Origin of the sequence: Enterobacter sp. P82, assembly GCF_037053385.1 — a bacterium.
GTDB lineage: Bacteria > Pseudomonadota > Gammaproteobacteria > Enterobacterales > Enterobacteriaceae > Enterobacter.
This window is the reverse complement of record NZ_JBALHX010000004.1, coordinates 148,577-174,796: the sequence shown is the minus strand read 5'-3', so window position 1 is coordinate 174,796 and position 26,220 is coordinate 148,577. Positions and strand designations below refer to the sequence as shown.

Below are 26,220 nucleotides of genomic sequence, written 5' to 3'. Positions count from 1 at the left end.
GAATGGTAAAATTTGGCGTATCCCTGAAAAGGGTGCGTGAGTATACCGTTTTATTGTCGATTTGGGGCGTTGATGAACCAACTTACTTATCTCCAGGGCTACCCGGAGCATTTACTTTCTCAGGTTCACAGCCTGATTGCCGAGCAGAAGCTGGGCGCGGTGCTGGAAAAACGCTACCCCGGGACCCACGATTTCACGACCGACAAAGCCCTCTGGCAGTATACGCAGGATCTGAAAAGCCGGTATCTGAAGAGCGCGCCGCCGATCAACAAGGTAATGTACGACAACAAGATCCACGTGCTGAAAAACGCCCTCGGCCTGCATACCGCCATCTCCCGCGTGCAGGGTGGCAAGCTGAAAGCCAAAGCGGAGATCCGGGTTGCGACCGTATTTCGTAACGCGCCGGAAGCCTTTCTGCGAATGATCGTCGTGCATGAGCTCGCACACCTGAAAGAGAAAGAGCACGACAAGGCGTTCTATTCCCTGTGCTGCCATATGGAGCCACAGTACCACCAGCTCGAGTTTGATACTCGTTTGTGGCTTACGCATTTATCGTTAAAGGGTAATGCGCAGTAGCGCACGCGAATTGTCATGATGACGTGCTACAGTGGCTAAAGGTTCCCAGCTACGGAGTACGTAAACGTTTATGATACGTTTCGCAGTCATTGGAACGAACTGGATCACACGCCAGTTCGTCGACGCCGCCCACGAAACCGGCAAATATAAACTCACCGCAGTCTATTCCCGCAGCCTTGAGCAGGCGCAGACCTTCGCGAACGATTACCTGGTCGAACATCTGTTCACCTCGCTCGACGAGATGGCAAAAAGTGACGCCATTGACGCGGTCTATATTGCCAGCCCGAACTCCCTGCACTTCCCGCAAACCAGGTTGTTCCTCAGCCATAAAAAGCATGTGATTTGCGAGAAGCCGCTGGCCTCGAATATTCAGGAAGTGGAAGCCGCCATTGCGCTTGCCCGCGAAAACCAGGTGGTGTTGTTCGAAGCGTTCAAAACCGCCAGCCTGCCGAACTTCCTGCTGTTGCAGAAGTCCCTGCCGAAAATTGGCAAAGTGCGTAAAGCCTTTATTAACTACTGCCAGTACTCATCTCGCTATCAGCGTTACCTCGACGGCGAGAACCCGAACACCTTTAACCCAGCCTTCTCTAACGGCTCGATTATGGATATCGGTTTTTACTGCCTGGCTTCCGCCGTGGCACTGTGGGGCGAGCCACACAGCGTCAGTGCACAAGCCAGCCTGCTGGAAAGCGGCGTAGATGCGCACGGCGTAGTGACGCTGGATTACGGGGATTTCAGCGTCACGCTGCAACATTCAAAAGTGAGTGATTCTGTGCTGCCAAGTGAAATTCAGGGTGAAGCGGGATCGCTGGTTATCGAAAAAATTTCTGAGTGTCAGAAGCTGAGCTTTGTCCCGCGCGGCGGTAAAGCGCAAGAGCTGACGCAGCCTCAGCATATTAACACTATGCTCTATGAGGCAGAGGTCTTTGCCCGTCTGGTCGAAGACAACGAAGTGAACCACCCTGGACTCGCGGTCAGTCGCACCACCGCGAAACTGCAAACGGAGATCCGCCGTCAGACTGGCGTGGTCTTCCCGGCAGATGACATGAGCGCAGAAGCTATCGCGTAAAGCTGTGTAATGAAACCCTGTCAACCATTGACGAAACCGATGGTCTGACATATTTTGTTACCCGCAAAGGGGAGTAACTTCCTTGCCGGTGGATCGTCATTACGATGCGTGCAATACCGCATCCGGTCGCCGGGCAACCCTCGTGGTTGTAAGTGAGACCTTGCCGGAAGGCGAGGTCTATGCATAAAAAGCTAACGGCTATCGTCTTCTGACCATAGCCGTTTTTGTTTTTTTATGTGTAAGGAAAATAGTATGCATTCTGTCGGCACTCCAATGTTGTGGGGCGGATTCGCGGTTGTCGTGCTCATCATGCTGGCGATCGACCTCTTTTTGCAGGGGCGTCGTGGCGAACACGGTATGACCATGAAACAGGCCGCCGTCTGGTCGCTGGTGTGGGTTACCCTCTCCCTGCTCTTCTGTGCTGCCTTCTGGTGGTATCTGGCCTCGACTGAAGGCCGCGCGGTGGCCGATCCTCAAGCGCTCGCCTTCCTCACCGGTTATCTGATTGAAAAAGCCCTGGCGGTTGATAACGTCTTCGTCTGGCTGATGCTGTTCAGCTACTTTGCCGTGCCTGCTGCCCTGCAGCGCCGCGTGCTGGTCTATGGCGTGCTTGGCGCGATCGTTCTGCGTACCATCATGATCTTCGCCGGTAGCTGGCTGATTACTCAGTTTGAATGGCTGCTGTATGTCTTCGGTGCGTTCCTGCTGTTCACCGGGGTCAAAATGGCTCTGGCAAAAGAAGATGGCTCAGCGATTGGCGATCGCCCGCTGGTGAAGTGGATCCGTGGCCATCTGCGCATGACCGACAAGATCGAGAGCGAACATTTCTTTGTACGTAAGAACGGCCTGCTGTTTGCCACCCCGCTGCTGCTGGTGCTGATTCTGGTGGAGCTGAGTGACGTGATTTTCGCGGTAGACAGTATCCCGGCTATCTTCGCCGTGACCACTGACCCGTTTATCGTTCTGACCTCTAACCTGTTCGCCATTCTTGGCCTGCGTGCCATGTACTTCCTGCTGGCGGGTGCGGCGGAGCGCTTCTCAATGCTGAAGTACGGCCTGTCGGTGATCCTGGTATTTATCGGTATCAAGATGCTGATTGTCGATTTCTACCATATCCCTATCGCCATTTCGCTCGGCGTAGTGTTTGGCATTCTGATCGTGACGCTGATTATCAATACCTGGGTTAACCGCCAGCACGATAAGAAGCAGCAGGTGGAGTAAAACGTTCAGTGCGGACTGATGCCCTCTCCCACAGGGAGAGGGTGAACACACTTTTGTAACGCAGTAGTTAAAAAATATGATGCAACACGTAAAATCCAGCATTTTACTCTTCCGCCTTTCACTGCTTTCCCTGATACTCAACCAGGCAAACAAATACTTACATCCGGACATAAATGTGACTAAGAGCACATCCAGGATGGAACGCAATTTCACTCAGGAATAACGTATGAGCACACAATCAAGCGGTCTGTTCGCGCGCCTGGCGCAGGGCAGCCTCGTTAAACAAATTTTGGTCGGGTTGGTACTGGGTATTCTGCTGGCGATGGTGTCAAAACCTGCTGCAGAAGCCACGGGACTGCTCGGTACCCTTTTCGTTGGCGCACTGAAAGCCGTCGCACCGGTACTGGTACTGATGCTGGTCATGGCATCGATTGCTAACCACCAGCACGGACAAAAAACCAACATTCGCCCTATTCTGTTCCTGTATCTTCTGGGAACCTTCTCTGCTGCATTAACTGCCGTTGTGTTTAGCTTCCTCTTCCCGTCCACGCTGCATCTGACCAGCGCTGCGGGTGATATCACACCGCCATCCGGGATTGTGGAAGTGCTGCGTGGTCTGCTGATGAGCATGGTTTCTAACCCAGTCACAGCACTGATGAGCGGAAACTACATCGGCATCCTGGTCTGGGCGATTGGTCTGGGCTTTGCGCTGCGTCACGGTAATGACACCACCAAAAATCTGGTCAACGATATGTCCAACGCCGTGACCTTCATGGTGAAACTGGTGATTCGTTTTGCGCCAATCGGGATCTTCGGTCTGGTCTCCTCCACGCTCGCAACCACCGGCTTTGACGCGCTGTGGGGCTACGCGCAGCTGCTGGTCGTTCTGGTTGGCTGTATGCTGCTGGTGGCACTGGTGATCAACCCGCTGCTGGTGTTCTGGCAGATCCGCCGCAACCCGTATCCGCTGGTACTGACCTGTCTGCGTGAAAGCGGCGTCTACGCCTTCTTCACCCGTAGTTCGGCAGCGAACATCCCGGTGAACATGGCGCTGGCGGAGAAACTGAACCTGGATCGCGATACCTATTCCGTATCAATCCCACTGGGTGCCACCGTGAACATGGCAGGTGCGGCCATCACTATCACCGTCCTGACGCTGGCGGCAGTCCATACGCTAGGTATTCCGGTGGATCTGCCAACCGCACTGCTGTTGAGCGTGGTGGCGTCGCTGTGTGCCTGTGGCGCATCCGGCGTGGCGGGCGGTTCACTGCTGTTGATCCCGCTGGCCTGTAATATGTTCGGTATCCCGAATGAGATTGCCATGCAGGTTGTGGCCGTCGGCTTTATCATCGGCGTGCTGCAGGACTCCTGCGAAACCGCGCTGAACTCCTCTACCGACGTGCTGTTCACCGCAGCGGCATGCCAGGCGGAAGACGCGCGTTTAGCGAAGAACGCCCTGCGAGGTTAACAGCAAAACGGCAACCCTGAGGTTGCCGTTTTTAGTGTTTGTACCCTCTCCCCGTGGGAGAGGGCCAGGGTGAGGGCACCAGCCCGCACGCTACTTACAGCGTCACACCACTCTTAAAGATCGCCAGCTCGCGGAAGTCGTTCTTCTCGTTGCAGGTCTGCTTGCCGTTGGCAAACTCCACGATACTATCCACAAACTCCGTCAGCAGCGGCGACATCGCTTTGCCGTGAATAAGCTGACCGGCATCAAAGTCGATCCAGTGCTTTTTCTTTGCCGCCAGCTCGCTGTTGGTGGCGATTTTCACTGTTGGCACAAAACCACCGTATGGCGTACCTCGGCCCGTACTGAACAGCACCATGTGACAGCCAGCCCCGGCCAGCGCACTGGTTGCCACGGCATCGTTACCCGGTGCACTCAGCAGGTTCAGGCCGTGCGTTTTCAGCCGCTCACCGTAACGCAGAACATCGACGACCTGGCTGGCCCCCGCTTTCTGGGTGCAACCGAGAGATTTCTCTTCCAGCGTGGTGATCCCGCCCGCTTTATTACCCGGCGACGGGTTCTCATAAATCGGCTGGTTGTGGGCGATGAAGTACTGTTTAAAGTCGTTCACCATGGTGACAGTTTTTTCAAACGTCTCTTCGTCGCGGCAGTGGCTCATCAAAATACGTTCCGCGCCGAACATTTCCGGCACTTCGGTCAGTACCGTCGTGCCGCCGTTGGCGATCACGTAATCCGAGAAGCGGCCCAGCATCGGATTAGCGGTGATACCGGACAGGCCATCAGACCCGCCGCACTCCAGACCAAACTTCAGCTCGCTCAACTTGCCTGGCTCGCGTTTGTCGTGGCGCATCACCTCATACAGCTGGTGGAGTTGCTCAATACCCGCTTCCACTTCGTCATCCTGGTGCTGGCATACCATAAAATGCACGCGCTCAGGGTCAAACTCGCCCAGCGTGTCACGGAAGGCATCGACCTGATTGTTTTCGCAGCCCAGGCCGATCACCAGCACCGCGCCCGCGTTCGGGTGGCGTACCATGTTTTGCAGCATGGTACGCGTGTTGATATGGTCGTCGCCGAGCTGTGAACAGCCGTAAGTATGGCTGAACAGATGTACGCCATCTGTGCCTTCAGCATTGTTGGTCTCTTTCAGAAAGCGGGTCTGAATTTGACGTGCAATCCCATTCACGCAACCGACGGTAGGGAGGATCCACAGCTCATTGCGGATCCCCACTTCGCCACTGGTGCGGCGGTAGATCTGCACTTCACGATCCGCCGCCTGACTCTCTTTCGCGGGTAAATCAGGTTGATAGCTGTACTCGTCCAGATCGCTCAGATTAGTACGGGTATTGTGAGAATGAATGTATTCACCCGGCACAATATCCGCGAGCGCATGACCAATCGGCAAACCATACTTCACCACGTTCTCCCCTTTAGCGATGGGGGTCAGGGCAAATTTATGTCCGCGTCCAATGGCCTGGCGTAACGTGACCGACTGATTATCAAAAGTGACTTTCGTCCCCTCGGTCAGATCTGCCAGCGCTACGGCAACGTTATCCAGCGAATGGATTTTGATGTATTGCATATCAACCTCAAACAGCCTTAGTTCAGTTCAATGGCGAAGTAGTCACGCGCATTGTTAAAGCAGATGTTTCTCACCATTTCACCCAGCAACTGGATATCTGCCGGCGCTTCGCCTGCGTGAACCCAGCGACCAATCATCTGGCACAGAATGCGGCGGAAATATTCATGACGGGTATAGGAGAGGAAGCTGCGGCTGTCGGTCAGCATGCCAACAAAGCGGCTTAACAGGCCAAGCTGCGCCAGCTGCGTCATCTGACGCTCCATGCCATCTTTCTGGTCGTTGAACCACCAGCCGGAGCCGAACTGCATCTTGCCCGGCATCCCTTCCCCCTGGAAGTTGCCGACCATGGTGCCCAACACTTCGTTATCGCGCGGGTTCAGGCAGTAGAGAATGGTTTTTGGCAGCAGGTTTTGTTCGTTCTGCTTGCTCAGCAATTTAGATAGCTCTTCTGCCAGCGGACGATCATTGATGGAGTCGAAGCCCACATCCGCGCCCAGCAGCTTGAACTGGCGCTGGTTATTATTACGCAGTGCACCAATGTGGTACTGCTGTACCCAGCCGCGACGGGCATATTCTGCGCCGAGGAATACCAGTACCGCCGTTTTGAACTGAGCAACCTGGCGTTCGTTCAGGGATTCACCGGACAAGCGACGCGCCAGGATGTTATCCAGCTCGGCTTCGTTTGATTCCGCAAACAGCACAACGTCCAGTGCGTGGTCAGAGACTTTACAGCCGTGCGCGGCAAAGTGGTCCAGACGTTTGGTCAGCGCGGTTTGCAGGTCTGCGAAACGACGAATGTCGGTATCAGAGACTTCTGCCAGCTTCGCCATGTACTCGTTGAATGTGGCCTGTTCGATATTAAAGGCTTTATCCGGACGCCAGCTTGGCAGCACTTTGATATCAAACGCAGTGTCTTTGGCGATCGCGGCGTGGTGCTCCAGAGAGTCAATCGGATCGTCGGTCGTACCCACCATCTTCACATTCATCTGCTTCATGATACCGCGCGCAGAAAATTGCTCCTGCGCCAGCAGCGCGTTGCACTGATTCCAGATTTCATCCGCCGTTGTCGGGGAAAGCAGCTTACCCGTAATGCCAAATGGACGACGCAGTTCAAGGTGTGTCCAGTGATATAGCGGGTTGCCGATGGTATGCGGAACCGTCGCTGCCCATGCGTCAAACTTCTCACGGTCAGTCGCATCGCCAGTACACAGACGTTCAGCCACACCATTGGTACGCATCGCGCGCCATTTGTAGTGGTCACCTTTCAGCCAGATGTCATACAGATTTTTGAAACGGTAATTTTCTGCAACCTGCTGCGGTGGCAAATGGCAGTGGTAGTCGAAAATTGGCTGGTCTTTTGCGTAGTCGTGGTACAGGCGGCGGGCAAATTCAGTATCTAACAGAAAATCTTCGGTCATAAACGGCGTCATTATCGTCTTCCTCGTAACGGGAGCGTCAAAAAGCGTATGTTCATATGCTGCAAAGTTATCACACCAATTTCCATCAACCGAAGCTTTTTTCGTGAGTGAGATCAATAAACGTCAACAAATAAATTACCCTAAATGGAGTAAACCCTTCTCCAGGCCGCGCCAGAACTAGCTTTGCACGCAACAGATAATGTCCCTACAAAGAATCATACATTTGTGATGTCACTCACCTTTTGAAGTTGTATGACAAGTTATCTTTTTCGCCGTCGCAAACACTCAGCCGACGGAATGCATTACCGATGTGAGAGGCATCGGGTTTAACGGTACGGATACCGACTTATGCACGCTTACTTATGGCAAGGTTCGGGCCGTTCCGGGACATTCTCCCGGCTACGCCCCTCCCGTTACACAACAGCTCCCGGAAACGGTTGAGAGGTTGCCGTCCTCTGGCGCGGAAATAACATAACGATGAGGTTTTAGATGCGTAAAATTAAAGGGTTACGTTGGTATATGATCGCACTGGTGACGTTAGGCACCGTGCTGGGCTACCTGACGCGTAACACCGTGGCAGCTGCAGCGCCAACGTTGATGGAAGAGCTGCATATTTCCACGCAGCAATACTCCTACATCATTGCCGCATACTCCGCGGCTTATACCATCATGCAGCCTGTTGCTGGCTATGTGCTGGATATTCTCGGTACCAAAATCGGTTATGCCTTCTTCGCTATCGCCTGGGCGGTGTTCTGCGGTGCAACCGCGCTGGCAGGCAGTTGGGGTGGTTTGGCAGTAGCGCGTGGTGCGGTCGGTGCGGCAGAAGCCGCGATGATCCCCGCTGGGCTGAAAGCCAGCTCCGAGTGGTTCCCGGCGAAAGAGCGTTCCATTGCGGTCGGTTACTTCAACGTGGGTTCGTCCATCGGTGCGATGATTGCGCCACCGCTGGTGGTGTGGGCTATCGTGATGCACAGCTGGCAAATGGCGTTCATCATTTCTGGCGTGCTGAGTTTTGCCTGGGCAATGGCGTGGCTGGTTTTCTATAAGCATCCGCGCGATCAGAAAAAACTGTCTGAAGAAGAGCGTGACTACATTATTGGTGGTCAGGAAGCGCAGCATCAGACCAACAACGGCAAAAAAATGTCTGTCTGGCAGATCCTGGGCACCCGTCAGTTCTGGGGGATCGCCCTGCCACGTTTCCTGGCTGAACCGGCCTGGGGGACCTTTAACGCGTGGATCCCGCTGTTCATGTTCAAAGTCTACGGCTTTAACCTGAAAGAGATCGCGATGTTCGCCTGGATGCCGATGCTGTTTGCTGACCTGGGCTGTATCGTGGGGGGTTACCTGCCACCGCTGTTCCAGCGCTGGTTTGGCGTGAACCTGATTGTTTCCCGTAAAATGGTCGTGACCATGGGTGCGCTGCTGATGATTGGCCCGGGCATGATCGGTCTGTTCACCAGCCCATATGTCGCTATCGCCCTGCTGTGTATTGGTGGTTTTGCTCACCAGTCACTGTCCGGTGCGCTGATTACGCTTTCCTCTGACGTCTTCGGTCGTAACGAAGTCGCTACGGCAAACGGCCTGACCGGTATGGCAGCCTGGACCGCAAGTACGATGTTCGCACTGGTGGTGGGTGCGCTGGCAGATACCATCGGCTTCAGCCCGCTGTTCGCCGTACTGGCTATTTTCGACCTGATGGGTGCGGTGGTTATCTGGACGGTACTGAAAAGTAAGTCTGCCGAGGAGCTGGCGAAAGAGTCCCTTGGGAATCCGGCAACACAAAGTTAGTAAAAAATCTCGCATCAAAGAAGCCGCCTTCGGGCGGCTTTTTTCATGGCGAAATCTGGAGACTGGCACGTAAAAGTGGTATAACAAATCATCCGCCGTACCCTGCCTGGAGCGCATATGGAAATCACCGAACCACGTCGTTTATATCAGCAACTTGCTGCCGAGCTGAAAGATCGTATCGAGCAAGGTGTCTATCTTGTCGGTGATAAACTCCCCGCCGAGCGCTTCATCGCTGATGAAAAAAGCGTGAGCCGTACCGTTGTCCGCGAAGCGATTATCATGCTGGAAGTGGAAGGGTATGTTGAAGTGCGCAAAGGTTCCGGTATTCATGTGATTTCTAATCAGCCGAAACACTCTCCGGTCGCAGACGAAAGTCTGGAGTTCGCCAGCTATGGTCCGTTTGAGCTACTCCAGGCTCGCCAGCTGATCGAAAGCAATATTGCGGAATTCGCCGCGACGCAGGTGACCAAGCAGGACATCATGAAGTTGATGGAAATCCAGGAGAATGCCCGTAAGGAAAAATGTTTCCGGGATTCAGAGTGGGATCTGCAATTCCATGTTCAGGTCGCCCTGGCAACTCAAAATACGGCGCTGGCGGCAATCGTTGAGAAAATGTGGACTCAGCGTGTTCACAATCCGTACTGGAAGAAACTTCACGACCATATCGATTCCCGTACTGTCGACAACTGGTGTGACGATCACGATCAAATCCTTAAGGCGCTGATTCGTAAAGATCCTCATGCCGCTAAACTGGCGATGTGGCAGCACCTGGAAAATACGAAGCTGATGCTGTTCAATGAAACCAGCGACGACTTTGAATTTAACGCTGACCGCTATCTTTTTGCCGATAATCCCGTCGTTCATCTCGATACGGCATCCAGTGCCGCAAAATAGATCACCTTTTCGCTGGCAGGCGCTTCGTTGCGCCTTCCGGCTTACGTGGGTAAGCAAAACATATATAGTGTCAGCCTTTGTAAATCCCCTCGCTCACTTCCTGGGCTTACGCCAAAATCATCCCACCCCGCAAATTCTGTGACGCAGACCGTTGGGCTTTGTTACAATTGGATTCAATTCCTTATTTTGTAAGTTAGTGCTTGCTAACCAGCCAATTAACAGGGAACAGTGTTGGCCACACCGCAATGTGTCCGCGAGCGACCATAATGAAATCACTACAATGTCGCCGTGCTGTTTGTCCCGGATAACAGGCGTGACGTTAACCGATTTCCAGGAACACTGAATGGAACTTTTGACCCAACTACTGCATGCCCTCTGGGCGCAGGATTTTGAAACGCTGGCCAACCCTTCCATGATTGGCATGCTCTATTTTGTCTTGTTTATGATCCTGTTCCTTGAGAACGGTTTGCTGCCTGCCGCCTTTTTACCCGGTGACAGTTTGCTGGTGCTTGTCGGCGTACTGTGCGCCAAAGGGGCAATGGCGTTTCCACAAACCATTTTTCTTCTGACCGTCGCCGCAAGCCTCGGCTGCTGGGTGAGTTACATCCAGGGACGATGGCTGGGCAATACCCGGCTCGTGCAGAACTGGCTCTCTCATCTTCCTGCCCATTATCACCAGCGAGCGCACCACCTTTTCCATAAGCACGGGCTCTCCGCGCTGCTGATTGGCCGCTTTATCGCCTTTGTACGCACTCTGTTGCCAACCATTGCAGGTCTTTCCGGATTGAGCAGCACACGTTTCCAGTTCTTTAACTGGATGAGCGGTCTGCTATGGGTTCTGATCCTGACAACGCTGGGTTATGCGCTGGGTAAAACCCCCGTCTTCATGAAGTATGAAGATCAGCTGATGTCGTGCCTGATGCTGCTGCCCGTTGTTCTGCTGGTCTTCGGTCTGATTGGTTCACTGGTTGTCCTGTGGAAGAAAAAATACGGAGCCAGGAGCTAACAATGGTTATCTCCCTGCGTCGTTGTGCGTACGCCCTGATCGCCCTGGTGCTTGTTAGTGCCATGCTTCTGGTCTGGAGCGCGCTTTCGCATCAGGAGTCTACGCTGGCCATTCGTCCGGTTACTCAGGGTGCCAGCGTGCCAGATGGTTTTTCTGTCTGGCATCATCTGGATGCGAACGGGATCCGCTTTAAGAGCATCACCCCGAAGGATGATGTTTTACTGATCACGTTTGATTCCCGTGCGCAAAGCGCCGCCGCAAAAGTGGTTCTCGACCGAACGTTGCCGCAAGGATATATCATTGCCCAGCAGGAAGATGACAGCCAGCCTACAGCCTGGTTATCATTGATTCGTGATACGTCGCATCGGCTTGGATAATTTCCAGGATTCCGAATCTTTTCACTCACTTTGGTGAATCCCCCGTTTACTTACTATGCTTAAGTACGCGGAGCACCCCTCAAATGTTCTCCGCATAACTTTGGATAGCGGCTTACGCCGCAACACAATGGAAGGTTTCGATAATGAAATTCCGCATTACTCTTGCTCTGGCACTTTTTTCTTTAAGCACAGCGTCCTTCGCAACTTCTCTCTGTCAGGAGAAAGAACAGGATATTCAGCGTGAGATCGGTTATGCCGAAAAGCATAACAATCAGCACCGTGTTGAGGGTCTTAAAAAAGCACTGAGCGAAGTGAAAACAAACTGTTCAGACAGCAAACTTCGTGCCGACCACCAGAAAAAAATCGCTGAACAGAAGGACGAGATAGCCGAGCGCCGTCGTGATCTGCAGGAAGCGAAAGAGAAAGGGGATGCGGAAAAAATTGCTAAGCGCGAGAAGAAGTTGAAAGAAGCGCAGGATGACCTGAAAGCGCTGGAAGCTCGCGATTATTGAGTTAACGGAAATCTCAACAGGAGAAAATCATGTCAAAAGATACGACGTCTGAAAATCTGCGCGCTGAACTGAAATCCCTGGCTGACACTCTGGAAGAGGTGCTGAACTCCTCCGCAGATAAATCTAAGGAAGAAGTCAGCAAGCTGCGTAGCAAAGCGGAACAAGCCCTGAAAGAGAGCCGCCACCGTCTGGGTGAAACGGGTGACGCGCTGGCGAAGCAAACCCGCGAAGCCGCTGCTCGTGCTGATGAATATGTTCGGGATAATCCCTGGACGGGCGTAGGTATTGGTGCCGCGGTAGGTGTGGTGCTGGGTGTCCTGCTCACGCGTCGTTGATTATGGAAGATCCTCGTCACGCACAAGGGCCTGCTAAAAACGTCCTCGGCATCGGCCAGCGTATTTTAACCACGCTGGTCGCCATCGCCGAAACCCGCGTCCGGCTGGCCGTCGTTGAACTGGAAGAGGAGAAAGCAAACCTCTTCCAGATGCTGCTGATGCTCGGGCTGACCATGCTCTTCGCTGCGTTCGGCCTGATGAGCCTGATGGTACTCATCATCTGGGCTATTGACCCGCAGTATCGTCTTAACGCGATGATTGCCACCACCGTCGTCCTGCTGCTGGCAGCGTTGATTGGCGGGGTATGGACACTGCGTAAAGCACGCAAATCCACTTTCCTGCGTCATACGCGCCAGGAGCTGGCTAACGATCGCACCCTGCTGGAGGATGATAAGCCGTGAGCGACAAAGCCGAGCGCCAGAAACGTAAAGCGTTTCTGTTAAGCCAGATCCAACAGCAGAGGCTGGATCTGTCAGCCAGCCGCCGCGACTGGATCGAGGCAACGCGTCCGCTCGATCGCGGCTGGAATACCTTCCTGAACGTTCGTTCCTGGGCGCTGGTCGGCACCAGCATTATGGCTATCTGGGGCGTTCGTCACCCAAGTAAGCTCATTCGCTGGACACGTCGGGGCTTTGGAGTCTGGAGCGCCTGGCGTCTGGTGAAAGCAACGCTGCGCCAGCAGCAGTTGCGGTAGCCTTCTCGCCGGGTGGCGCTGCGCCACCCGGCAAAATCCCCCACCCTTCCTCAATATCTTTGAAAAAGATTGACAGTTTTCCTTGCTAACAATTACCACCCGCCCCGTTTATTATCCTCTCCATCGACAGCAACGCCGCGGTATCTACGCGGAATTGCAGACAAATAATGTTCAGCCGCTCATGTGGTTTCCTGGAGAGTAAAATGAAAAAATTAGAAGATGTTGGTGTACTGGTCGCGCGTATTCTGATGCCAATTCTGTTCATCGTTGCAGGTTGGGGCAAAATCACCGGTTATGCGGGTACCCAGCAGTATATGGAAGCCATGGGCGTGCCGGGGTTCCTGCTGCCACTGACCATTTTGCTTGAGTTCGGCGGCGGTCTGGCAGTGCTGTTCGGCTTCCTGACCCGTACCACCGCGTTGTTTACCGCAGGCTTTACCGTGCTGACAGCGTTTATCTTCCACAGCAACTTTGCGGAAGGCGTGAACTCTCTGATGTTCATGAAAAACCTGACCATCGCGGGTGGCTTCCTGCTGCTGGCCGTCACTGGCCCGGGCGCATACAGCATCGACCGCGTTCTGAACAAGAAATGGTAAGCACACGCTATACTGAATGAACACAAAGCGAGGGGATATCTCCTCGCTTTTGCTATCTGACGGAGGAGAAAAAAATGGGACAACTCGTAGACGGCATCTGGCAGGATGTCTGGTATGACACCAAATCTACCGGAGGCCGCTTCAAGCGCTCAGTTTCCGCCTTCCGTAACTGGCTGACTGCCGATGGTGCCCCAGGCCCGAGCGGAGAAGGCGGTTTTGCGGCCGAGAAAGATCGTTACCATCTTTATGTTTCACTCGCCTGTCCGTGGGCGCACCGCACGCTGATTGTACGCAAGCTCAAAGGTCTTGAGACGTTAATTCCCGTTTCGGTGGTGAACCCGCTGATGCTGGAAAATGGCTGGACGTTTGACGCCGATTTCCCTGCAGCAACGGGGGACGATCTCTATCACCACGATTTCCTGTACCAACTGTATCTGCGTGCCGATCCGCACTACACCGGGCGCGTTACCGTTCCGGTATTGTGGGACAAGAAAAACCAGACAATCGTCAGCAACGAGTCTGCGGAGATTATCCGCATGTTCAACACCGCGTTTGATGCCCATGGCGCTCGCGCCGGAGATTATTACCCGGTTGAACTGCGTGAGAAAATTGATGAGCTGAACAGCTGGATTTACGACAACGTCAATAACGGTGTCTACAAGGCCGGTTTTGCCACCAGTCAGGAAGCATATGACGAAGCAGTCGGGAAAGTGTTTGAATCGCTGGCGCGTCTGGAACAGCTCCTCGGTCAGCATCGCTATCTGACGGGCAACCAACTGACGGAAGCGGATATTCGTCTGTGGACTACCCTCGTGCGCTTTGATCCGGTGTATGTCACCCACTTTAAATGCGACAAGCACCGCATCAGTGACTACCTGAACCTGTATGGTTTTCTGCGTGACATCTACCAGACACCGGGTATTGCCGAAACGGTCGATTTTGACCACATTCGCACCCACTACTACCGCAGCCATAAGACCATCAACCCAACGGGCATTATCTCCATTGGCCCGTGGCAGGATCTGAATGAGCCGCACGGTCGTGACGTCCGTTTCCGCTAAATATTAGGGGCATCAATAGATGCCCTTTTTTAATTCACAATCTCCATCTATCCTTATCTCGATCGCTTAGAAAACAAGTGATTGACCGATTACAGAGGCAGGGAAAAATGGACTGGTATTTAAAAGTACTGCGTAACTACATTGGATTTGGTGGCCGTGCGCGCCGTAAAGAGTACTGGATGTTCGTTCTGGTGAACTTCATCCTCATCCTGGTGCTGGGGATTGTGGATAAAATTCTGGGTTGGGAGCGGGCAAGCGGGGAAGGTGTTCTCACCTCCATTTACGGCATATTTATTCTGTTGCCCTCCTGGGCCGTACAGTTCCGCCGACTACACGATACCGATCGTTCAGCGTGGTGGCTATTGCTGCTGTTGATCCCGGTTGTGGGCTGGATTGTCATCTTGATCTTCAACTGTCAGAGCGGCACGCCAGGCGAAAACCGCTTTGGTGCCGACCCTAAACTCAATGCCTGATTCAATGCCCGGTGGCGCTTACGCTTACCGGGCCTACAGATCTATTTATTATAATGAGCGAAAAGCTTCGGGATTTCGCGTAAACACCATGATTTGGCTTCGCCCATGCTATCGCGACGCCACGCCATAATGATATCCACCTCGTGGCTATATTCCGGGCTGACAACGCGCAGCCGCCCTTCTGCAATGTCTTTTTCGACAAACGGGTACGGCATGGTCGCCACGCCCAGGCCAGCCAGCAGCGCCTGCCGTTTATCTTCCAGTGAAGTCACCGTCAAACGAGGTTGTTTATCCAGCAGTTGCACCGTTAGCACCGGACGTTCACGTGCGGTATCCGCTACCGCCACGCCGCGATACTTCACGCGCGTCACTTCAGAGAGCGGCTCAGGCTCCTGATGGATCGGGTGATTGGGTGCAGCGACATAGACGTTCATCACGCTGTAGAGCTTGCGGGAGTTGATTTCCGACGAGGAACGGAAGTGCATGTCCGGGGCAATAACGATATCCGCCCTGCCCGTCTCCAGACGCTCCCAAGCACCTGCCAGTACCTCAGTAATGATCGACAGCTGGGTATTCGCCTTATCTGCGAGGCGGTCCACCAGCGGAAACAGTGCTTCGGTGGGGACCAGTGCTTCGGTGACCAGCGTCAGATGGGTTTCCCAGCCTCGTGCCAGTGCTTCGGCATCCGTCGTCAGCTTATCCGCCGCTTCCAGCAGGACCCGACCGCGCTCCAGCAGCATCCGCCCAACGTTGGTGAATTTTGTTCGATGACCGGAGCGGTCAAACAGCACCACGTCCAGCTCTTCCTCCAGCTTCTGCATGGTGTAGCTTAGCGCAGACGGAACGCGCCCCAGTTCATCTGCCGCCGCCGCAAAACTGCCACGTCGGTCAATTGCATCCATGACGCGAAGCGCCTCAAGCGTCAATGCTCTCTCTTTAGCCATCTCGTTCTCATTCAGGAAATTTGAACATACCCGGCAGAATATCTGGCTAACAATGAAGCGTCCATACCTTTACCATTGTTTTAGTGTAAAGAGAGGTCAAGTTTATGATTACGACAAGAACAGCTAAACAGTGCGGACAAGCCGATTTCGGTTGGCTGCAGGCCCGCTACACCTTTTCCTTTGGACACTACTTTGACCCGAAACTCCTCGGTTACGCTTCATTGCGCGTGTTAAATCAGGAAGTGCTCGCCCCGGGCAGCGCCTTCCAGCCGCGAACGTACCCGAAAGTCGATATCCTGAACCTGATCCTGGAAGGCGAGGCAGAATACCGCGATAGCGAGGGCAATCATGTCCAGGCAAAGGCTGGCGAAGCGTTGTTGATTTCCACGCAGCCAGGCATCAGCTACAGCGAGCATAACCTCAGCAAAGAGAAGACGCTGACCCGTATGCAACTCTGGCTCGATGCCTGTCCGGAGCGGGAAAATCCACCGGTACAGAAGGTTGACCTGACGGGCGATAAGCAGCAGCTGATTGCCTCCCCGGACGGTAGCAAAGGCAGCCTGCAACTGCGTCAGCAGGTATGGCTGCATCACATTGAACTGAAGAAAGGCGAACAGGCAAGCTTTCAGCTGCATGGCCCGCGCGCCTATCTGCAGTCAATTCACGGCACGGTGCATGCGGTGACGCACACGGAAGAGAAAGAAGCGCTCACCTGTGGTGACGGGGCGTTTATTCGTGATGAAGCAAATATCACGCTGGTTGCTGATACACCACTGCGCGCGCTGTTGATTGATTTGCCGGTATAATATATTCCCCCTCTGGAGAGAGGGGGGAAAATTCACGACACTTTGCTCGCCATAATCTCAATAATTTGCTGATCCGTTGCCTGCATTGAGCGGCACGCCAGCGCGCACAAGTTCGCTATTGACTGCTCTACATCATGCTCCACGATCCCTTCATTTCCCGTCACAGCAGAATCATCCAGCGCCATCATCACCGCTTTCCAGCTACTTGCCACGCTGGTAGAAACCTTCATGGCGCAGCTGTTAGACGCCCCATCGCAGATCATCCCGCTGACGTCACCGATCATACTGCCAATTGCCATTGAGATAGTCTGGTAGCTTCCGCCCAACAGCCAGGCCATTCCTGCCGCAGCCCCCATCGCTGCCGTAGTGGCCGCACACAGTGCCGACAAACGTGGAAGCTGGGAATGAATGTAGATTGCCGAAAGATGTGACAACATCAGGGCTCGTGCGAGTCGTTCGTCATCAGCCTGAACGTGTTCAGCGACGACCACTACCGGCAGGGTAGCAGTGATCCCCTGATTCCCGGATCCTGAATTGCTCATCGCAGGTAGCGTCGCACCGCCCATCCTGGCGTCAGAGGCCGCGCTGGTGCGGATAACAATGTCCGACCCCAGATCCTGCGCCATCCACCCACGCGAGCGCTGTTTATTGAGTGTTGCGCCAATGTGCAGCCCCCACTTCCCGCTGAGCCCTTCACGGGAGAGGGTATCATTCAACTTTCCGGCCTCCAGGATAAAACGGATAGCCTCAAACGGAACGTGTTCCACAAACTCAAGGATCTGCGACAGCGTAGTGTTTGACAGCACCGCCAGCGGATCGTCACTCACCTCGCCTTGCCGATCGTCAAGCGCAAAACGCGTTGTCCCCTGGCAAACCACCTCCACTACTCGCGTATGTCCACCGGCGATAGTCACCATTGCCGAGGAATTCCCGGCGTAAACGCAGGCTCTGGAGTAAAGAATCTCATCGCACGGCGCCTGCAGTTTCACCTGCACTTGACCTGCATCCAGCAGAGCTTTAGCACGTGACAGCGCATCGGCAGTGATATCTTTCAACACCTCCAGCCCGGCCTGCGCGTTACCACCAATGGCCCCCAGTGCGGCCGCAATGGGTAACCCGACCATGCCGGTGCCCGGCACCGTCACGCCAAGCCCGTTTTTCATCAGATTCGGTGATACCCACGCCTCAATCTGCGTGACGTCACCCGGCAGATGCGACGCAGCAATCGCGCAGGCCAACGCCAGAGACACCGGTTCGGTACACCCAAGTGCAGGTTTAACTTCTTCCTGCACCGTGCGAATAAATTGCTTCCATAAAATTTGAGTTTGCTCAGACATCGTTACGACCTTATTTACCCTCAGGAGAATGCGAGGAAAGGAGAAACACAAAGCAGCAACCCGGTGATGACAATGATCACCAGCGATACGCCTTTATATTTATGCAGCGCCGGAACTTTGTAGACCAGCCATGCAGGGATTAGGCAGCCCACCATGCCGAAGATGGGGCTACAAATAGAGGTGAAACTCAACACCGGCGCGTTTAATACAATTGCGCTCCAGGCCAGCAGGATAGCGAACAGCATAATGCCGCGCTGAACGTAGTTTTCATTGATTTTTTCTGCCGGTAATTTGCGGCGCAGGATGTTCATCACGATACCCTGCGTAGCTTCGCGAAAGCCGAGATAGACCCCGAAGAATGCGGTCATTACAGCAAAGATATTCAGGATCACGCTGACAATCTTGACCCAGCCTGCACCATCACCACTGATAAACTGCGCCGCGATCGCCAGGGCAGAAATATTCTGTTCGTAAGCTTTTACCGCCTCATCGTGGCCCATTGCCAGCGTGAAGGAGACAGCATAGAAAAAGACCGTCACAAACAGCACGCCAAAAGCAATATTCATTGCCCGTAATGCTTTGTGCCGCGCCACCTCAACCGATTTTTCCCGCGAACGATAGGAGATGACCATCGGGCTTAAGGTCTGAATAAAGAGAATCGACGTTAGGGTAAAGGGCAGCGTAATAATGGCGTTTTTAATCAGCAGGCCCATTGGTGGCAGCATGCCGACATTGGCTAAATGCCAAAGACCAATCATTGACAGACCCAGCGCGGCAACCACGAATAATTTGGTCAGCACCATCAGGCTGGATACTTTAAACAGCAACTGTTCACCGCGCGATGAAATGGCGACCAGAATGCAGATCAGGAATAAACCATAGAACGGGTTTTCCGAGAGCAGAGTGTCTGTGACACCAAAGGTATGTAAATACGAGGCGCTGTCGTTGGTGATGGCCGTGGAATAGACAAACATCCAGATCACCAGCATCACGAAATAGAGCGCGCCTAATAAGATGCCCCAGTTTTTACCTAAATAACCGCTAATGACGCTCGGGTAATCTTTGCATTCCGGGGATTCGGCCAGCGTATTAATAAACAGACGCTGGAACAGATACATGGCCGGATAACCAATAATCGAGGAAAGTAAAAAGACCCACAGCCCCATTAATCCTACCTGTACCGGGAGAAAAACAATCCCCGCACCGATAGCCATCCCGATACTCATGATGACCCAACCTGTGTCGGTGCTGTCGAATTTAATCGCCTCTTGCCATTCGCTTTCACGCATTCCCGCCCGCTTTGCCGCCGGGGAATCATTCACAATCACACTGCTGTTTGTTGCCGTATCCATTGGGCACTCGCTTATTTTGTAGGGTAAACAGTTGTTTTTATAGGGTTCTGATCGCCAGCGATTGCGATTCAGACAGCTGCAGGTGTGTGTTATTGGTGTGGAAAGATCATATCTGGAGAGAGGGAGAAAAAAGTCACAAGTTTTATGAGGATTTACTGAATCGAAAGGAAAATTTACTCCTCAATTAAGAGAAAGGTCATTAATTTTCTAAAAGTGATGGCGATCAAGAGATAAAAACCCGCGCCAGGCGCGGGTACGAAATCAGTTTGCCAGCGCATTCGCCATATCGGTTCTAATCTGTTTACGCTGTTCCGGCGTCAGAACCTGGCTGACATCGAAGTAATATTTCACGCGGTAGTAACGGGTCTGCTCTTCAATTTTGCTGAATGCGGTAAGCTGGCTTTTCACTGTGCTTTCGTCCCATTTACCCGCCTGGAACATGTCGATCAGCGCACCGTCCTTCACGCCCGTCATCGGGATCTTACTGACATTTTGTTCCAGCTGCTTATGCAGATCTTCAATCTTCTTAACCTGCTCGTTGCTGAGCTTAAGGTGTTGTACCAGTGGATCCTGTGACGGTGACGGAGCAGCTTCCACGTTAGCGGCCTGCGCCGTAAAACTGCATGCTGCCAGCGATACTGCAACCAAAGCAATACGGGTCATTTTCATCATCTTACTGTCCTTACATTCTGTTATAGGGAAAAGCAGGGGCATTGTTTTTCAAGAGCGGATGAATATGTGTGAATAATTATATAAACAATTTTGTATGTTTAGCGGGCAAAAAAATGCCCCCTGTCAGGAAGGGGGCATGAAGGCTCATTTCGTCAGATTGACTGAGTGAACGTTCGCGAAATCACATCCTGCTGCTGCTCCCGCGTCAGCGCATTAAAGCGTACTGCATACCCTGAAACGCGAATCGTCAGGTTTGGGTAATTCTCCGGATGCGCAATGGCATCCAGGAGCATTTCCCGGTTCATGACGTTGACGTTCAGATGCTGCCCGCCTTCGATAGCCGCTTCGTGGTGGAAGTAGCCGTCCAGTAGCCCCACCAGGTTGGTTTTGCGCACCAGTTCGTCCTTACCCAGCGCCTGCGGCACAATCGAGAAGGTATAGGAGATGCCGTCTTTCGCATAGGTGAACGGTAGCTTAGCAACCGACGTTAACGAAGCCACCGCTCCTTTTCTGTCGCGGCCGTGCATCGGGTTCGCGCCAGGCGCAAACGGCGTGCCGCCGCGGCGTCCATCCGGCGTGTTCCCGGTCTTCTGGCCGTACACCACGTTAGAAGTGATGGTGAGGATCGACTGGGTCGGTACCGCATTTCGGTAGGTTGGCAACGCCTGGATTTTCTTCATAAAGCGCTCGACCAGATCACAGGCAATACTGTCCACGCGGTCGTCATTGTTGCCGTACTGCGGGTAATCACCTTCAATCACGAAATCAACCGCCAGACCGGTATGGTCACGCACCGGTTTCACCGTGGCATATTTAATGGCCGACAGGGAGTCCGCCGCTACCGACAGGCCGGCAATGCCGCAGGCCATGGTGCGGTATACGTCCCGGTCGTGCAGTGCCATCAGCGAGGCTTCGTAGCTGTACTTATCATGCATGTAGTGAATGAGATTCAGCGCGCTGATGTACTGCACCGCCAGCCAGTCCATAAAGTGATCGAGGCTCGCCATCACGGTATCGTAATCCAACACTTCATCCAGCAACGGCTCGGTTTTCGGGCCCACCAGGATCTTCAGTTTCTCATCCATCCCGCCGTTGATTGCGTACAGCAGCGTTTTCGCCAGGTTGGCGCGGGCGCCAAAGAACTGCATCTGCTTGCCGATCACCATCGGGCTGACGCAGCAGGCTATCGCGTAGTCGTCACTGTTGAAGTCGGCCCGCATCAGGTCGTCGTTCTCATACTGCAGCGACGAGGTGACGATCGACACCTGCGCGGCATATTTCTTGAACGCAATCGGCAATTTTTCAGACCAGAGGATCGTCAGGTTTGGCTCCGGCGCTGGTCCCATGGTGTGCAGGGTGTGTAAATAGCGGAAGCTGTTTTTGGTCACCAGCGTGCGCCCATCCAGCCCCATGCCGCCGATCACTTCCGTCGCCCAGATCGGATCGCCAGAGAAGAGCGTATCGAACTCCGGCGTACGCAGAAAACGCACCATGCGGATCTTCATGATGAAGTGGTCGATCAACTCCTGTGCCTGGACCTCATTCAGACGCCCGGCCTGCATGTCACGTTCAATATAAATATCGAGGAACGAGGCCGTACGCCCCAGCGACATCGCCCCGCCATTTTGAGATTTCACCGCCGCCAGGTAGGCAAAGTAAACCCACTGCACAGCTTCCTGGGCATTCATCGCCGGACGAGAAATATCAAAGCCATAGTTCGCCGCCATCTGCTGGATCTGCAGCAGCGCACGCTTGTGTTCCGCCAGCTCTTCGCGCAGGCGGATCGTCGCCTCCAGATCTTCGCCGCGCTCCAGCCTACCCTGCAGATCCGCAAACTGAAGTTCGCGCTCGCGCACCAGATAAGCGATCCCGTACAGCGCCACGCGACGATAGTCACCGATGATGCGTCCGCGTCCGTAGCCGTCCGGCAAACCAGTCAACACGCCGGACTTACGGCAGCGCATCATCTCCGGCGAATAGACGTCAAACACCCCCTGGTTGTGGGTTTTACGCAGGTCGGTAAACAGGTATTCAAACTGCGGATCCATTTCGCGGCCATAGGCTTCGAACGAGCTGCGGATCATGTTGATCCCGCCATACGGATGCAGGGCGCGTTTGAGCGGTTTGTCAGTCTGCAGGCCGACAATGGTCTCCAGATCCTGGTCGATATAGCCAGGCCCATGCGCGGTAATTGTGGTGGCGATGTTAGTATCAAAATCCACCGGGGCATGGGTGGCATTCTCCTGGCGAATGCCGACCATTACCTTCTGCCAGAGCGCCGTCGTTGCTGGCGTCGCCTGCGCGAGGAAAGCTTCATCGCCTTCATAAGGGGTGTAGTTATGCTGAATAAAATCGCGCACGTTGACGGCGTTTTTCCATTCTTCACCGCGAAACCCGGCCCATGCGTCGCTGTATGGCGCGACGCCTGTATCAATTGTCACTTTCATTTGATTCTCGCTTTATCAGGCGTAAGCCGCAGCCGGAGTCACCTTCCCAAGACGGAGGGCATCCAGCGCGATCATTTTTTCTTCATTGGTAGGGATCACCGCGCAGACCACGCGGGACGAATCGGTGCTAATGACGCGCTCACCCGCGCTGCCCGGCAGGGCGTTTTTAGCCTCGTCTAGGGTGATACCAAAGACCTTGAGATGGTCGGCCACCAGCGCACGGATCAATCTGGAGTTCTCGCCAATACCGCCGGTGAACACCACGCCATCCAGACGATGCAGCGACGCTGCGTGACCCGCGATATGCCGCGCGATGCGGTGTACAAAAGTGTGTATTGCCAGTTGCGCCCGTTCATTGCCCTCGTGCCAGGCTTTTTCCAGCGCCCGCAGATCTGAGGAAATCCCGGAGATCCCCAGCAGACCGGACTCTTTGTTTACCACCCGCTCCAGATCCTCGAATGACTGACCCGTCTGCTGGGCAATCCACGCCATTGCGCCAAAATCCACATCGCCACAGCGCGTACCCATCACCAGCCCTTCCAGCGGCGTCATCCCCATGGACGTGTCGACGCTTTCACCGTTGCGCACCGCGCAGATGGACGCCCCGTTGCCGAGATGAGCAATCACCAGGCCGCTGTCATCGGGGGACAGCCCGAGAAGCGTATGTGCCTGCCCGGCCACATAGCGATGAGAAGTGCCATGGAAGCCGTAGCGACGCACGCCCAACGCTTCAAAATAGCGGTACGGCAAGCCATACAGATAGGCCTGCGGCGGCAGCGTCTGATGGAAGCTGGTATCGAACACTGCAACCTGCTGTATGCCCGGGAACAGGCGTTCAGCGGCTTCTACACCGCTGAGATTGGCGTAGTTATGCAGTGGTGCCAGGGGAGAAACCTGACGGATCTGCTCAATCACCTTATCCGTAATCAGGGTCGACTCGCTGAAGAGGTCACCGCCATGAGCAATACGATGGCCAATCAAGGCCACGCTGCTCATCAGGTTACGCTTCTCCAGTTCCAGGGCGATGGCAGCCAACGCCCCTTCGTAGTCATGGTGAGCCAGTGTGGCTGGCTCACCCCCATTCACGGAAATAAAGGCTTTTTCAGTGTTGATGCCATCTGCAATCCCCGTCATCAGGGCATCACAGCTGCTGGCATCGAGCACCGAAAACTTAACAGAGGACGAACCGCAGTTAATAACCAGTACAACCGGAAACTCAATCATGGTGTTACTCCGCTCTTCCTGAGCAATGATTTAGAACAGTTTGTAAACGATATTCAGAATGGTCAGCAGGCCCACAACGGTAACGAAGATGTTCTCGGGTCTGCCCTTAAATTTCGCCATAGCCGGTGCTTTGCGGATGGCATACATCGGCAACAGACACAGCAGAGAGGCAATGATTGGCGCACCCATGGCTTCGATAAGGTCGAGAATGTTCGGGTTGGCGTAAGCCACAACCCAGGTAGAGCCCATGATGAATACCATGCTGATGGTGTTCAGCTTGCCTACGGAGACTTTCTTCTTATCACCCTTGTAACCGAACTTGAGGATCAGACCGTTCAGCCCTTCCAGCGTGCCCAGGTAGTGACCGAAGAAAGATTTGAAGATAGCGACCAGCGCAATGATGGAAGCACCGTATTCCAGCACCGTAGCAAACGTCGATTTGGTTCCCGACATGGAGGCGAAGTGGTTCGCCAGGTATGAAAGCACCGGAATGTTCTGCGCTTTGGCATCCGCCATGTTCTGCGGAGAGAGCGTAAACAGGCAGCTAAAGGCGAAGAACATCACCACGGCGACCATCAGCATGCTGGCGCGGCCGATAATTTTGGAGCATTTCTGCTCGGTAAACTCTTTACCGAACTCCGGTTCGTACTCTTCGCGTTTGGAGACTACGAATGAAGAGACAATCGGCGAGAAGTTAAAGGAGAAAACCATGATGGAGATCCCCAACCACACCGTGACCAGAATGCCGTCATGACCGGTGAAAGCGATGTCGCTCAGGTTGACCTGGTCGATAACCGCTGAGTTCCAGTAAGGGATCAGCGACAGGGAGATCAGCACCAGACTGGCGATAAACGGAAACACCAGGAAGCTCATGACCTTCACCATCAGGTCTTTACCGAACCAGATAACAAAAGCCATCAACAGCAGCAGGAACAGCGCCACCACGCCGCGGTTCAGCGCAGGCAGCTGGAGCTGGTTTTCCCAGAAAGTCATAAAGGTGTTAGTAATGGTGACACCGTAAATCCACAGCAGCGGACAAATGGCGAAGAAGTATAGGAAAGTGATGACCACCCCGCCGGTCTTACCGAAATGCTCTTCCACCGTTTCGGTGATGTTGCCGGAGACGTTGCTGCCGGACAGACAGAGACGCGCCAGCGCGCGGTGGCAGTAAAACGCAATCGGGAACGCAAGAACCAGCATCAGCAGGATGGGGATCAACCCACCAAAGCCTGCGCGGATAGGGAAGAACAGCACGCCTGCGCCAATAGCGGTACCAAACAGGCCCAGGGTCCAGGTGGTATCAGACTTACGCCAGGAGGACGTCTTTGTCTGACCAACGATAATGCTTTCTGTGTTGCTCATAGGTCACCTTTATGCGTCAACGAAGCCGGTAATTTGGGAAACACGAGAGAGGTCGATATTGCCGCCGGAAATAATGCAGACGGTTTTACGACCCTGAATATAGTGGTCAAGTTTGCCGCTTAATAACGCGGCACAGGCCAGCGCGCCAGCGCCTTCTGTCACCACTTTATTTCGCTGAATAAGGGCTATCATGCTGTTACGAATATCATCTTCACTGACCAGCACAATGTCATCGACTAATTCACGAACAATTTCGAAGGTTAATTTACCCGGGCGAGAAACATCGCAACCGTCGGCTAATGTACCGGTGACGCGATGATTTATAATCTCTCCGGCCTGCCAGGAGGCCGCCATTCCGTGAACGTTTTCAGACTGTACGCCGATAATATTAATCGTCGGGTTAATGGATTTAATCGCTGTCGCAATCCCGGCAATTAATCCGCCGCCGCCGATAGGGACAATCACGTTATCCACGTCGTACAAATCTTCGAGAATTTCCAGTCCGATGGTGCCCTGGCCGGCAATCACTTTCGGATCGTCGTAAGGCGGAATAAAAATACGCCCTTCCATCTCAACGATTTCGCTGACTTTAGCGATAGTGTCGTTGAAATTATCACCGTGCAGCACCACTTCCGCCGAGTAGTCGCGCGTCGCGGCCACTTTGGATTTCGGCGCGCCCATTGGCATCACAACTTTGCCGTCGATGCCGAGCATGGCGCAGGAAAGGGACACCCCCTGCGCATGGTTTCCCGCGGAGCAGGCGACAACCCCTTTGCGTTTTTCAGCGTCGGTCAGCGAGCTTAATTTGTTAAACGCACCACGGATCTTAAACGAACCGGTACGCTGCATGTTCTCAAACTTCAGGAATATTTCGCCCTTACAACGTTCACTGAGATAATTCGAACGGGGCATGCCGGTTTTATATATTTTACCTGCCAGTCGTTTTCTGGCGTCCTGAATATCTTCAATGGTTACCGGGAGATCGTAGGTAATGTGCATAATTTCC

26 protein-coding genes are annotated in these 26,220 nt (G+C 53.8%); 16 read left to right on the top strand and 10 right to left on the bottom strand.

Features of this window, described 5'->3' with window-relative positions; translation table 11 throughout:
* Window positions 1-72: 72 nt before the first annotated feature.
* The 4 genes from WB237_RS18030 (at window position 73) to sstT (ending at window position 4,334) form a co-directional block, all read left to right on the top strand.
* Complete coding sequence (locus WB237_RS18030; RefSeq protein WP_336215036.1) at window positions 73-576, top strand: M48 family metallopeptidase; 504 nt, start codon at window positions 73-75, stop codon at window positions 574-576.
* A 70-nt stretch (window positions 577-646) separates the two neighbouring features.
* Complete coding sequence (locus tag WB237_RS18025; RefSeq protein ID WP_336215034.1) at window positions 647-1,645, top strand: Gfo/Idh/MocA family protein; 999 nt, start codon at window positions 647-649, stop codon at window positions 1,643-1,645.
* A gap of 252 nt (window positions 1,646-1,897) precedes the next feature.
* Window positions 1,898-2,866 (top strand): TerC family protein, encoded by a 969-nt coding sequence (locus tag WB237_RS18020; protein ID WP_336215032.1) that lies wholly within the window; start codon window positions 1,898-1,900, stop codon window positions 2,864-2,866.
* Between the two features lie 226 nt (window positions 2,867-3,092).
* On the top strand, window positions 3,093-4,334 hold the full coding sequence (gene sstT / locus WB237_RS18015; RefSeq protein WP_114978797.1) for a serine/threonine transporter SstT: 1,242 nt from the start codon (window positions 3,093-3,095) through the stop codon (window positions 4,332-4,334).
* Between the two features lie 94 nt (window positions 4,335-4,428).
* Here the strand turns inward: sstT and WB237_RS18010 are convergent, their stop codons facing one another.
* Window positions 4,429-5,916 (bottom strand): UxaA family hydrolase, encoded by a 1,488-nt coding sequence (locus tag WB237_RS18010; protein WP_336215029.1) that lies wholly within the window; start codon window positions 5,914-5,916, stop codon window positions 4,429-4,431.
* 17 nt (window positions 5,917-5,933) lie between these two features.
* Window positions 5,934-7,346 (bottom strand): glucuronate isomerase, encoded by a 1,413-nt coding sequence (gene uxaC, locus WB237_RS18005; RefSeq protein ID WP_336215027.1) that lies wholly within the window; start codon window positions 7,344-7,346, stop codon window positions 5,934-5,936.
* Between the two features lie 477 nt (window positions 7,347-7,823).
* Here uxaC and WB237_RS18000 point away from each other — a divergent pair, with 477 nt between their 5' ends.
* The 11 genes from WB237_RS18000 (at window position 7,824) to WB237_RS17950 (ending at window position 15,070) form a co-directional block, all read left to right on the top strand.
* Window positions 7,824-9,122 carry an MFS transporter gene (locus WB237_RS18000; protein ID WP_028017103.1) on the top strand — a complete coding sequence of 433 codons (1,299 nt, stop codon included), beginning with the start codon at window positions 7,824-7,826 and terminating at the stop codon, window positions 9,120-9,122.
* Between the two features lie 117 nt (window positions 9,123-9,239).
* Window positions 9,240-10,016: a transcriptional regulator ExuR gene (exuR, locus tag WB237_RS17995; RefSeq protein ID WP_028017102.1), complete on the top strand. Its 777-nt coding sequence runs from the start codon at window positions 9,240-9,242 to the stop codon at window positions 10,014-10,016.
* Between the two features lie 343 nt (window positions 10,017-10,359).
* On the top strand, window positions 10,360-11,022 hold the full coding sequence (yqjA, locus tag WB237_RS17990) for a DedA family general envelope maintenance protein YqjA (RefSeq protein WP_114978802.1): 663 nt from the start codon (window positions 10,360-10,362) through the stop codon (window positions 11,020-11,022).
* A gap of 2 nt (window positions 11,023-11,024) precedes the next feature.
* Window positions 11,025-11,399: an EnvZ/OmpR regulon moderator MzrA gene (mzrA, locus tag WB237_RS17985; protein ID WP_129994913.1), complete on the top strand. Its 375-nt coding sequence runs from the start codon at window positions 11,025-11,027 to the stop codon at window positions 11,397-11,399.
* Between the two features lie 143 nt (window positions 11,400-11,542).
* Window positions 11,543-11,911 carry a DUF1090 domain-containing protein gene (locus WB237_RS17980; RefSeq protein WP_336215023.1) on the top strand — a complete coding sequence of 123 codons (369 nt, stop codon included), beginning with the start codon at window positions 11,543-11,545 and terminating at the stop codon, window positions 11,909-11,911.
* Window positions 11,912-11,940: 29 nt separating this feature from the next.
* The gene (locus WB237_RS17975) at window positions 11,941-12,246 is read left to right on the top strand and encodes a DUF883 family protein (protein ID WP_028017098.1); all 306 of its coding nucleotides are present in this window, start codon (window positions 11,941-11,943) and stop codon (window positions 12,244-12,246) included.
* A 2-nt stretch (window positions 12,247-12,248) separates the two neighbouring features.
* Window positions 12,249-12,647, top strand: a complete 399-nt coding sequence (locus WB237_RS17970; RefSeq protein WP_336215021.1) for a phage holin family protein — start codon at window positions 12,249-12,251, stop codon at window positions 12,645-12,647.
* Window positions 12,644-12,940 (top strand): YqjK-like family protein, encoded by a 297-nt coding sequence (locus WB237_RS17965; protein WP_108090513.1) that lies wholly within the window; start codon window positions 12,644-12,646, stop codon window positions 12,938-12,940. The genes WB237_RS17970 and WB237_RS17965 overlap by 4 nt, the downstream gene beginning before the upstream one ends.
* Window positions 12,941-13,143: 203 nt before the next feature.
* On the top strand, window positions 13,144-13,536 hold the full coding sequence (locus WB237_RS17960; RefSeq protein WP_023309292.1) for a DoxX family protein: 393 nt from the start codon (window positions 13,144-13,146) through the stop codon (window positions 13,534-13,536).
* Between the two features lie 74 nt (window positions 13,537-13,610).
* The gene (locus WB237_RS17955; RefSeq protein ID WP_336215017.1) at window positions 13,611-14,597 is read left to right on the top strand and encodes a glutathione S-transferase family protein; all 987 of its coding nucleotides are present in this window, start codon (window positions 13,611-13,613) and stop codon (window positions 14,595-14,597) included.
* Between the two features lie 107 nt (window positions 14,598-14,704).
* The gene (locus WB237_RS17950; protein ID WP_028017093.1) at window positions 14,705-15,070 is read left to right on the top strand and encodes a DUF805 domain-containing protein; all 366 of its coding nucleotides are present in this window, start codon (window positions 14,705-14,707) and stop codon (window positions 15,068-15,070) included.
* A 41-nt stretch (window positions 15,071-15,111) separates the two neighbouring features.
* On the opposite strand, the gene WB237_RS17945 is transcribed toward WB237_RS17950, so the two are convergent.
* Entirely contained in the window at window positions 15,112-16,014 is a 903-nt protein-coding gene (locus WB237_RS17945) for a LysR family transcriptional regulator (protein WP_028017092.1), read from the bottom strand.
* A 104-nt stretch (window positions 16,015-16,118) separates the two neighbouring features.
* On the opposite strand from WB237_RS17945, the gene WB237_RS17940 reads away from it, so the two are divergent.
* Window positions 16,119-16,820: a pirin family protein gene (locus WB237_RS17940; RefSeq protein WP_114978809.1), complete on the top strand. Its 702-nt coding sequence runs from the start codon at window positions 16,119-16,121 to the stop codon at window positions 16,818-16,820.
* Between the two features lie 32 nt (window positions 16,821-16,852).
* On the opposite strand, the gene WB237_RS17935 is transcribed toward WB237_RS17940, so the two are convergent.
* The 7 genes from WB237_RS17935 to tdcB all read right to left on the bottom strand — a co-directional run bounded on the left by WB237_RS17935 (window position 16,853) and on the right by tdcB (window position 26,213).
* Window positions 16,853-18,157: an L-cysteine desulfidase family protein gene (locus WB237_RS17935; RefSeq protein WP_336215013.1), complete on the bottom strand. Its 1,305-nt coding sequence runs from the start codon at window positions 18,155-18,157 to the stop codon at window positions 16,853-16,855.
* Between the two features lie 20 nt (window positions 18,158-18,177).
* On the bottom strand, window positions 18,178-19,509 hold the full coding sequence (locus WB237_RS17930; RefSeq protein ID WP_336215010.1) for a hypothetical protein: 1,332 nt from the start codon (window positions 19,507-19,509) through the stop codon (window positions 18,178-18,180).
* 261 nt (window positions 19,510-19,770) lie between these two features.
* The gene (locus WB237_RS17925; RefSeq protein WP_336215008.1) at window positions 19,771-20,181 is read right to left on the bottom strand and encodes a Spy/CpxP family protein refolding chaperone; all 411 of its coding nucleotides are present in this window, start codon (window positions 20,179-20,181) and stop codon (window positions 19,771-19,773) included.
* A 152-nt stretch (window positions 20,182-20,333) separates the two neighbouring features.
* A complete protein-coding gene (gene pflB / locus WB237_RS17920) occupies window positions 20,334-22,628 on the bottom strand; it encodes a formate C-acetyltransferase (RefSeq protein ID WP_336215005.1) in 2,295 nt (764 codons plus the stop codon).
* Window positions 22,629-22,643: 15 nt separating this feature from the next.
* Entirely contained in the window at window positions 22,644-23,852 is a 1,209-nt protein-coding gene (gene tdcD, locus WB237_RS17915) for a propionate kinase (RefSeq protein ID WP_336215002.1), read from the bottom strand.
* 30 nt (window positions 23,853-23,882) lie between these two features.
* Window positions 23,883-25,214 (bottom strand): threonine/serine transporter TdcC, encoded by a 1,332-nt coding sequence (gene tdcC / locus WB237_RS17910; protein WP_028017082.1) that lies wholly within the window; start codon window positions 25,212-25,214, stop codon window positions 23,883-23,885.
* Window positions 25,215-25,223: 9 nt separating this feature from the next.
* Window positions 25,224-26,213 (bottom strand): bifunctional threonine ammonia-lyase/L-serine ammonia-lyase TdcB, encoded by a 990-nt coding sequence (gene tdcB, locus WB237_RS17905; protein ID WP_028017081.1) that lies wholly within the window; start codon window positions 26,211-26,213, stop codon window positions 25,224-25,226.
* Between the last annotated feature and the right edge of the window lie 7 nt (window positions 26,214-26,220).